At 69.1% G+C, this 10,699-nt stretch carries 2 protein-coding genes; both read left to right on the forward strand.

Going from position 1 to position 10,699, the window contains the following annotated elements; all coding sequences use genetic code 11:
* Nucleotides 1–9 precede the first annotated feature (9 nt).
* Complete coding sequence (locus OHB23_RS07885) at nucleotides 10–1,515, forward strand: amidohydrolase (protein ID WP_328811240.1); 1,506 nt, start codon at nucleotides 10–12, stop codon at nucleotides 1,513–1,515.
* Nucleotides 1,516–2,015: 500 nt separating this feature from the next.
* On the forward strand, nucleotides 2,016–10,598 hold the full coding sequence (locus tag OHB23_RS07890; RefSeq protein ID WP_328811241.1) for a non-ribosomal peptide synthetase: 8,583 nt from the start codon (nucleotides 2,016–2,018) through the stop codon (nucleotides 10,596–10,598).
* The last annotated feature ends 101 nt before the right edge of the window (nucleotides 10,599–10,699 follow it).

The raw sequence follows: 10,699 nt of genomic DNA on the forward strand, positions 1-10,699 counted from the left end.
TCTGACATCGTGCTGCTGCAACGTGTGCGCGTCGATCCCGCGCGGGACGACCTCTCGGACGTCCGCATCGTCGACGACCTGGTGAGCGAGATCTCGGCACCCGGGGAGCGCCTGACTCCCGCCTCCGCCGAGACCGTCGTCGACGGGCGCGGGGGAGTGGTGCTGCCCGGGTTCGTCGACGGGCACCTGCACATGGCGCAGTGGGCACTCGCGCGCCGCCGACTGGACGTCGGCGCGGCCACCAGTGCACGGCACCTCGTCGACCTGCTGGTGGCGTCGGGCCTCACCGGCGACGTTCGTGCACAGGGCTTCCGGGGTGCCCTCTGGCCGGACGCACCGCACAAGGACATGCTCGAGGCCGCGCTGCCGGGTGTGTCCGTCGCGGTGACGAGCATGGATCTGCACACCGTCTGGCTCTCCCCGGCGTTGCTGCGCGAGCTCGCGGTCGATCACCCCACCGGTGTCTTCCGCGATCACGACGCCATCGCGATCGCGAGTGCCGTCGACGCGCGTGTCGGTACGGGCGTGCTCGACGAGTACGTGTGCGAGGCGACCGAGGATCTCGCCGCGCGGGGCGTGACCGAGGTCCTCGACTTCGAGTTCGACGACAACCTCACCGCGTGGACGCGGCGCTTCGCCTCCGGTCGTCCGGCGGTGCGGGTGAGCGCGTCGACGTGGCCGACGTGGCTCGACGAGACTCTGGCGGCCGGACACCGGACCGGCGACGTCGCCGCGGACACGGGCCGCATGCTCCGCATGGGGCCGCTGAAGATCATGGCCGACGGGTCGCTCAACACGCGGACGGCCTGCTGCCACGACCCCTATCCCGACGCGGGGCACGCGGCGCCGGCGACGCACGACGCCGAGGCACACGGGCTGCTGCTCGTCGACCATCCGGAGCTGGTGCGATTGATCTCGCGCGCGGCGGGCGGTGGGATCGCCGCCGCGGTGCACGCCATCGGAGACCGCGCCAACACCGTCGTGCTCGACGCCTTCGAGACCGTGCGCGCGCTCATGGACTCGGGTGCTCTCCCCGTCGTCGGTGGACGCGTCGAGCACGCGCAGCAGGTCCGCCCGGAAGACCTGGACCGGTTCGCGGCGCTGGGCGTCGTCGCCTCTGTCCAGCCTCAGCACGCGGTGACCGACCGCGACGTCGCCGACGTGCTGTGGTCCGGCCGACGATCGATCGCGTACGGCTACCACTCGCTGCACCGCCACGGCGCGCTGCTGCAGTTCGGGTCCGACGCTCCCGTCTCCCCGCCCGATCCGCGGTCGGCCGTCGCCGACGCCGTGTTCCGCACCGACGACGAGCGACCGTCCTGGCATCCGGGCGAGGCGGTGCCGATGGACGTCGCACTGCGGGCGGCATCGGGTGGGCGCGCAGGTGTCGACGTCGGATCCGCCGCCGACCTCGTCGTGCTCGCCGAGTCCCCGTACGTCCTGTCGAACGCCGACCTGCGGTCCGTTCCGGTGATCGCCACGATCAGCGGTGGGCGCGCGACCCACGTGTCCTGAGCCTTCGCCACCGTGTCGGAGACACACGCGGTGGCCGAGCAACCCGACCCGTGTCGCTACCCGGCGGTAGTGTCGATGTGTGAGGTATGAGTACGCCGCGATGTCGTTCACGGCGGCGTGGACAGCAGAGCCCATCGCCGCGAGTGATTGGGTGGGACTCGTCACCGTCAACTAACATGAAAGGCTGCCCGACAACGAGAGGATCGTCATCGATCACGCATTTTCATCGCCGCTGTTCACAGCCGTGGCAGCTGGCGGGGTCGTGACGGCAGCTCTGATGTGTAACGAACGACCGGGTGAGAGCGACGGGCACGACGTCGAGTGCGGACGACGAAACGGGGGAATCGTCGTCTGGACGGCCATGAAGGCGGACTCGGTCTGCCGGGGTGCCGTGTGTCAACACGGGGCCACGAGAGATCACGGGGAGTAGACGAGTGGATGACGGTGCACGGTTCGATGGCGGACCGGCCGGCGAAGGTCCCCTGACGAGTGATGGAACGGTGCTTCCGGACGGTGCGTTCCCGCTGTCCGGAGCGCAGCGCGGTATCTGGTTCTCCCAGCAACTCGCCGGTGACGTCCCGATTTCCATCGCGCACTATGTCGAACTGAACGGAAGCCTCGACCTGGACGTTCTCGAGTACGCTCTCGACCGGGCCGGGCGCGAGTTCGGATCGGGCTACCTGCGTCTCACCGAGGTGGACGGCGAGCCGTACCAGTACGTCGATCTGAGCATGCGCGACCACATCTCCTATTTCGATCTGCGCTCCGAGTCCGATCCGGAAGCAGCGGCGATGGAGTGGATGACACGCGAGTACAGCGCACCCGTGGACATGCTGGTCGACCGACTGGTGGTCTCCCACGTCCTCCGGTTGAGCGATGAGCGCTGGTTCTGGTACTCCCGCATCCATCACGTCGCGCTGGACGGTTTCGGCGCGATGACGATGATCCAACGTACGGCTGCGCTGTACACGGCTGCGATGGACGGCGAGGAGCCCGAACCGTCCAAGGCCGTCGATCTTCACAACCTGTACGTCGACGACGCCAAGTACCGATCGTCGGACCGCTTCGAGAAGGACGCCGCGTATTGGGCCGAGAAGGTACGCAGCCTCCCGGACCCGCCGTCGCTGTCATCCGTCACAGCGCCGCCGACGTCGCCCGCGTTGATCGCCGGTGGTTTCGTGTCCACCGATCTGGCCGAACGGCTCGACGCGCGCGTGACCTCGCTCGGGACCGCCTCGGCTCCCTTCGTCGTCGCTGCCTTCGCAGCGTTCGTCTCCCGCATGACCGGAGCCGAGGACACGGTCCTGAGCCTCCCGGTGTCAGCGCGCACGACCGCGGTCATGCGCCGGTCGGGTGGCATGGTCTCCAACGTCGTGCCGCTGCGTCTGGCACTGCCGCCGAGCTGCACGGTCGCCGAGTCCGCATCCCAGGCGCAACTCGAACTCACCGGCGCCCTGCGTCGTCAGCGATACCGCCACGAGGACATCCGCCGAGACAGCGGTGAGTCGGCCACCCAGCGTGGACTGTTCGGTCCGTCGATCAACATCATGCTGTTCCACGACGAATTGCGGCTCGGCGCCGTCAACGGTTCGTACAACGTGCTGACCACCGGTCCGGTGGAGGATCTGGCGCTGAACATCTATCCCGGCGCGGACAGTCGGGAGCTGCGGATCGACTTCGAGGCGAACCCGCTGCGGTACACGCAGGACCAGCTGAACGCGCATCGTGCCCGCTTCGTGCGCTTCCTCGACGCCCTGATCGGTGCCGAACCCGATGCTCCGCTCGGATCACTCGAGGTGCTGACCGACGACGAGCGGCAGCGTTTCGTTCCCGCGCTGGGCGGCGAAAGCTTCCCGCAGGTCACCTTCGGCGCCATCATCGCCCGCGCCGTCGACGCCGCCCCCGACACGGTGGCCGTCACGTGCGGGTCGGAATCGGTCACGTACGCCGAACTCGACGCGCGCTCCAACCGCCTGGCCCGGTTGCTGATCTCGCGGGGCGTCGGACCGGAGAGCGTCGTCGCGGTCGCACTCGGTCGATCGGTCGAGATGATCCACGCGACGTGGTCGATCGTGGCATCCGGTGGCGCGTTCCTCCCGATCGACCCGGCCTATCCCGTCGAACGCATCGCGCACATGTTGGGTGATTCCGGCGCACGGATCGGGCTGACCACACGCAGACACGTGAAGGACCTCCCGGACACGATCGAGTGGCTCGTCGTGGACGATCCGGAGTTCGGCGACGATCTGGCCGTCTGCTCGCCCGCACGGCTGACCGACGCCGACCGCACGGCGCCGGTGCGATCGTTCACGGCAGCATGGATGATCTACACCTCGGGTTCCACCGGTCTGCCGAAGGGCGTGACGGTCGGTCACGACGGTCTGTCGAACATCATCGGCGAGATGACGGTGACGTACGGTGTGTCGACGAAGTCCGTCGTCCTCGGTGTCGCCTCCCCGAGCTTCGATGCGTCGATCTTCGAGCAGTTGATGGCTCTGTCCGCCGGCACGACGCTGGCGTTGGCTCCGTCGGGAGTGTTCGGCGGCGAGGACCTGGCGGACTACATCCGCGAGAAGAGAGTCACGCACGTCGTGATCACGCCTGCGGCACTGGGATCACTCGAGCCGGAGGGGCTGGAGCAGATCGAGTCCATCATCAGCGCCGGTGAGGCACTGCCGTCCGAGGTGGCGGCACGCTGGGCTTCCCGCACCGCGCTGCGGAACGCCTACGGCCCCACCGAGACCACCATGATCGGGTCGATCTCTGACCCACTGGAGCCCGGTGCGCCCGTGACCATCGGTTCCCCTATCCGTGGAACGCGACAGGTGGTGTTGGACAACCGACTTCGGCCAGTACCCGTGGGTGTGGTGGGCGAACTGTATCTCGCCGGCGTGGATCTCGCCCGCGGCTACGCCAACCGATTCGCCCTCACCGCCACGCGCTTCGTGGCCGGGCCGTGGGCCGAGTCGGGCGGGCGCATGTACCGCACGGGCGACCTGGTCCGGTGGACCGAGGATCGGGACCTGATCTACGTCGGTCGCGCCGACTCGCAGGTGAAGATTCGCGGCTTCCGCATCGAACTGGGCGAGATCGACGCGGTGCTCGCGGAGCATCCCAGTGTCCGTACCGCCGTCACCGTGGCGCACAAGCAGTCGTCCGGGGCCACGGTGCTCGCGGCGTACATCGTGCTGCGCCCGGACATCACGCTCGAGCACTCGGAACTGCTCCGCCACGCCGCGCAGCATCTACCGTCGCACATGATCCCCGCCGCGGTGGTGGTGCTCGATCATCTGCCGGTCACCGTCAACGGCAAGATCGATCACCGCCGTCTGCCCGAGCCGGTGCTGGCGACACGCGAATTTCGCGCGCCGACGACTGTCGTGGAGGAGATCGTCGCGACAGTGTTCACGCAGTTGATGGGCGTCGAGCGGGTCGGACTCGACGACGACTTCTTCGCTCTCGGCGGCAACTCGCTCATCGCGACGCGCGCCGTCTCCCGCCTCGGCGCAGCTCTGGGAACCCAGGTCTCGGTGCGCACCCTCTTCGAAGCGCCCACCGTCGAGTCGCTCGCGTCCCGGTTGCAGCAGGGTGCGCGCGGCGAGACCCGCATGCCGCTCGTGCGCCGTGAACGGACCGGTCCTGTGCCCTTGTCGCTCGCACAGCGGCGTATGTGGTTCCTCAATCAGTTCGACCCGTCGTCCGTCGCCTACAACATCCCGCTGGCCCTGCGTCTGGAGGGCGATCTCGACATCGCCGCGCTGCAGGTCGCGATCATGGACGTGGTCGACCGTCACGAAGCGCTCCGGACGTCCTACCCGGACACCGAGAACGGACCGGTCCAGGTCACCCACGAGCCCGAGGCCGTGGTACCGGATCTGACACCCGTACCGGTCGACGCGGACGACCTGCACGGCGTGCTGATCTCCTTCGCGATGACCACCTTCCAGGTCACGGAGCACGTCCCGCTGGTCGGTCGTTTGTTCCAGATCAGCGAGACCGATCACGTGCTCGCGATCGTGGTGCACCACATCTCCGCAGACGGTGCGTCTCTGACGCCCCTCGCGCGCGACCTGATGGCGGCCTACAGCGCCCGCATCGCGTTCTATGCGCCCACGTGGACCCCGCTGCCCGTGCAGTACGTCGACTACACGTTGTGGCAGCGGGAGGTGCTGGGGTCCGAGGACGATCCCACGTCGCTCATCGCGCAGCAGGAGCGCTACTGGGTCGAGACCCTGCGCGACGCACCGGATCTGCTGCCGCTCCCGATCGACCGGGCTCGTCCGTCCCGGTCGTCGCTCAGCGGAGGAGCGCACGCGTTCGAGATCGACGCCGAGCTCCACGCGAAGATGATCGACCTGGCCGGCCGCCATCGCACCACGCTCTTCATGGTGGTGCACGCGGCGCTGGCCGTGACGCTCGCCAAGATCAGCTCGACCGACGACATCGTCATCGGCACCCCGGTCGCGGGACGCGGCGACGCGGCGATCGACGACCTCGTCGGCATGTTCGTCAACACGTTGGCGCTGCGCACCACCGTGGGCAGCCGCCAGCCGTTCGACGCGCTGCTGGACCACGTCCGCGAGCGTGACCTGCAGGCGTTCGCCAACAGCGACGTGCCGTTCGAGCGCCTCGTGGAGGTGCTGTCCCCGGCGCGGTCGGAGTCGCGTCACCCGATCTTCCAGGTGATGCTGGCGTTCGAGAACATGGGTCACTCGACGGTGGAACTCACCGGACTGCGCCTGTCCACGGTCGATCTCGATCTGCAGGTGGTCAAATTCGATCTGCAGCTGACCATGACCGACCGCACCGACGACGCGGGCCGTCCTGCCGGTATGCCGGCCACGTTCTCGTACGCGTCGACACTGTTCGACGCCTCGACCATCGAGGCCGTCACACGCCGGTTCGTGCAGGTGCTGACCACGATCGTCGACGATCCCAGTGTGTCTGTCGCCGACATCGACGTGCTCGACGCCAGTGACCGCGTGGTCGCCGAGAGGTCGATCCAGCGAGTGTCCGAGGGCCGTCCCGTGGGCGACGACACCATCGTCTCGCGGGTGCTCGATCACGCGGCGAGCCACCCCGAAGCGAGTGCAGTGCGGTTCGGCGAGGTGTCGATCACGTACGGCGAGTTGGACTCTCGTTCGCGCGCCGCTGCAGCGAGGCTGTACGCGCTGGGGGTGCGGTCCGGCGATCGGGTCGCGGTGGTGTGCGACCGGTCGGTGGATCTGGTCGCCGTGCTGTTCTCCGTCATGAGGGCAGGCGCGACCTACGTGCCGATCGACCCCGAGTATCCGGGCGACCGGGTCGACTACGTCGTGGCCGACTCCGGTGCGCGCTTCGCCGTGGTCTCCGCTCGGCTCGAGGACCAGGTGCGGCGCGACGGCCTGACCGTCGTCGTGGACACCGATGTCGTAGCGGCGGAATCGGATTCGGAGTCGGGGTCCACCGCGCTGCTGCCCGTGGCGCGGCCGGACGACGTCGCGTACATCATCTACACCTCCGGATCCACCGGTAACCCCAAGGGTGTGGCGATCCCGCACACCAACGTGGTGACGTTGCTGACGAACACCGAGCAGTACTTCGGCTTCGGACCCGACGACGTCTGGACGATGTTCCACTCCTACGCCTTCGACTTCTCGGTGTGGGAGTTGTGGGGCGCGCTCACCACGGGCGGCAGCGTCGTCGTGGTGGACCACTGGACCGCTCGCTCGCCGGGCGACTTCCTCGACATGCTCGCCGACCGGGGCGTGACGGTGCTCAACCAGACACCGTCGGCGTTCTATCAACTCGCCGAGGCCGAGCGCGACCGTGCGGGCACCGAGCTGTCCCTGCGCCACGTCGTCTTCGGCGGTGAGGCGCTGGATCTGTCGCAGCTGCAGCGCTGGTACGCGCGGCACGCGGACGACAGTCCCCGGCTCGTGAACATGTACGGCATCACCGAGACGACGGTGCACGTCACCTACCAGGAGTTGACGGCGGCATTCGCGGCCGCGGCCCAGGGCAGCGTCATCGGCGTTCCCGTCCCGGGTCTCGGCGGCATTGTGCTCGACGACGCCCTGCGGCCCGTACCCGTCGGGGTTCCAGGTGAGCTCTACGTCCTGGGTGATCAGTTGGCGCAGGGCTACGTCGGTCGCCCCGACCTGAACGCGACGCGTTTCGTGGCCAACCCGTACCTGGCCGGTCAGCGGATGTACCGCTCCGGCGACGTCGTGCGGTGGAACCGCGACGGCGCGCTGGAGTACCTCGCACGTGCGGACGCCCAGGTGCAGATCCGCGGATTCCGCGTCGAACTGGGCGAGATCGAGACCGTCGTGGCGTCCACGCCCGGTGTCGCGGGCGCCGCCGCGTCGGTGGTGCGGCGCCCGGCCGGCGACGTCCTGGTCGCGTTCGTGGTGCCCGAATCGGGCTCCACGGTCGACGCGGCGGCAGTCACCGAACACGTCGCCTCGCTGTTGCCGGCGTACATGGTTCCCGCGCGCATCGTCGAGCTGGACCGTCTGCCGCTGACCGTGAACGGCAAGCTCGACCGCAAGGCACTGCCCGAGGTCACCGAGGACTCCGATCGCACGTACCGCGCACCCGAGACGCGGGTGGAGAAGGCGATCGCGGGTGTCTTCGAGGACATCCTCGACGTCACACCCGTCGGCCTGGACGACGATTTCTTCGGACTCGGCGGCAACTCGCTCGTCGCGACCCAGGTCGCGTCCCGCATCGGTACCGAACTGGGCGTGCACGTTCCGGTCCGCGCCGTGTTCGATGCGACCACCGTCTCGCGTCTCGCGGCGGTCGTCGCCGAGCTCGGTGCGTCCGATCGACCCGCGCTCGTCGCGGGTCCCCGTCCCGATGTGATTCCGCTGGCACTCGCACAGCAGCGCATGTGGCTGAGCAACCGGCTCGACCCGTCGTCGCCGATGTACAACCTGCCGTTGGGTATCCGGCTCGAAGGCCGTCTCGATCTCATGGCACTGCGTCGTGCTGTTCGTGACCTCGTCACGAGACACGAGATCCTCCGCACCGTGTACCCGCAGACGGACGGCGTACCGCGGCAGGAGATCCTGACGGTCGACGAGGCGGGCGTCGAGCTCGCCGTCCAGGATGTTCCGTCCGCGCGGTGGATCGACGAGTTCGTCGCCCTCGCGACGCGCGGCTTCGACGTCACCACGGCGGTCCCGCTGCGGCTCGCGGTGTTCCGAGATCCGGAAGTCTCCACCAAGGCCGTGCTCGCGATCGTCGTGCACCACATCGCCGCGGACGGCGTGAGCCGCGTGGCGCTGACCCGCGACCTCGTCACCGCCTACCTCGCACGCACCGAGGGCGCCGACCCCGCGTGGGCTCCGCTCCCCGTCCAGTACGCGGACTACGCGGTGTGGCAGCGCGACGTCATCGGCTCGCCCCGCGACGCCGAGTCGGTCGCGTCCGCACAGATCGCCTACTGGAAGCAGGCTCTCGACGGCCTGCCCCCGGAGCTGGATCTGCCGCGTGACCGGGAGCGGCCGGCGTCGCCCACCCGCGAGGGTGCGTCCGTCCACTTCGCCGTGGACGGGTTCGCGGCGGACCGGGTGGAGGCACTGGCGCGCGACCACAACGCGACGCGATTCATGGTGGTGCACGCGGCACTCGCCGTCGTCCTCTCCCGCCTGTCCGGATCGACGGACATCGCGATCGGCACCGCTCTGGCGGGCCGCGGAGATCCGGCGCTCGACAACCTGGTCGGCATGCTCGTCAACACGGTGGCCCTGCGTCTGCGGGTCGACGAGGATCTGAGTTTCGCCGAACTGGTGGCCGCAGCCCGTCGCGTGGACGTCGACGCGTTCGCGCACTCGGAGGTGCCGTTCGAGACCGTCGTCGACGCCGTCGCGCCGCAGCGCACGGGATCGGTGCCGCCGCTCTTCCAGACCGCACTGGCGTTCCGCAACATCACGCCGGCCCGGGTGGAGCTGCCCGAGATCACCGTGTCCGAGCTGGAGAATCCGTTCGAGCCCGCCAACTTCGATCTGTTGCTCACGGTCGACGACGACGGCTCGCGGAAGCCGGGCGGCGACATGACGATGATGTTCACGTACTCGACCGAGCTGTTCGACGAGGAGACGGTGGAGACCTTCGGCCGGCATCTGGCGTCGGTGCTGCGGGCCGGGGTCACCGAACCCACGCGCATCGTCGCCGATCTGCCGCTCGCCGAGGTGGTCACCGCGGCGGCCGAGGTGGAGACCACGGCTCCCGCGGTGTACTCCGGGCCGTCGGTGGTCGCGTCGTTCGCGTCGGCCGTGGAATCGGATCCGGACGCCCCCGCCGTCGTGATCGGCGAGAACGAGGTCAGCTACGCCGACCTCGACGCTCGTTCCAACCGCCTGGCGCGCTGGCTCGCGGGGGCAGGAGTCGGTGCCGGGTCGACGGTCGCGGTCCGGTCCGGCGACTCCGGCCTCGACACGGACACCCTGGCCCTGTGGTGGGGGATCCTCAAGGCAGGCGCGGCGTTGGACATCGGCCGAGTCGCACCCGACGTGATCGTGCTGTCCGGCGCATCCCGCAACGGGAGTCGGGCGCCGCTGATCCTGTCGGTGGACGACGCCGTCGACGACGTCGCGCAGTTCTCCGCGCGTCCCGTCACATACGCGGATCGGGCACGCCCGCAGAACGGAGCCGACCCGGCGCTGGTCCTGCCGACCGGGACGGGCTCGGTCGGCGTGCTCACGTTCGACCAGCTCTCCGGCATCGTGTCCGCCGAACTCGATCGACTCGCCGTGGACTACGAGTCCCGGTTGTTCGCGACGGCGGCGGTCTCGACCGTGTCGCAGGCGCTGCGGGCGCTGGTCGCCGGTGTCGCGGGCGCCGCTGTGCTGGTGCAGGACGGTGCGGCGGAGTCGCTGACGGACGTGCTGCTCGATCAGTGGGTGACGCACCTGTTCGCCACCCCGTCGGACCTGTCGGCGGTGGACGCCGGGGAGTTCGAGGATCTTGCCGTGGTGGTCACCGACGCGGGCCGGGGCGACAGCGAGTCGTGTGACGGCTTCGCCGACGGCACCGAGATCGACGTCGTGCCGTTGACCTCGACGGGTATCGGGCTCGCCATGCGGAGCTCATGACGGGATCCGTCCACACCACGGTGACGGGCGCCGTTCACACCACCCGGGTGAGCGACGCGCGCGCCGCCCTGCTCGATAGGGTGGATCAGATGGGGCGTTGC

Source organism: Rhodococcus sp. NBC_00294 (assembly GCF_036163995.1).
In the GTDB taxonomy this organism is placed as follows: Bacteria; Actinomycetota; Actinomycetes; order Mycobacteriales; family Mycobacteriaceae; genus Rhodococcoides.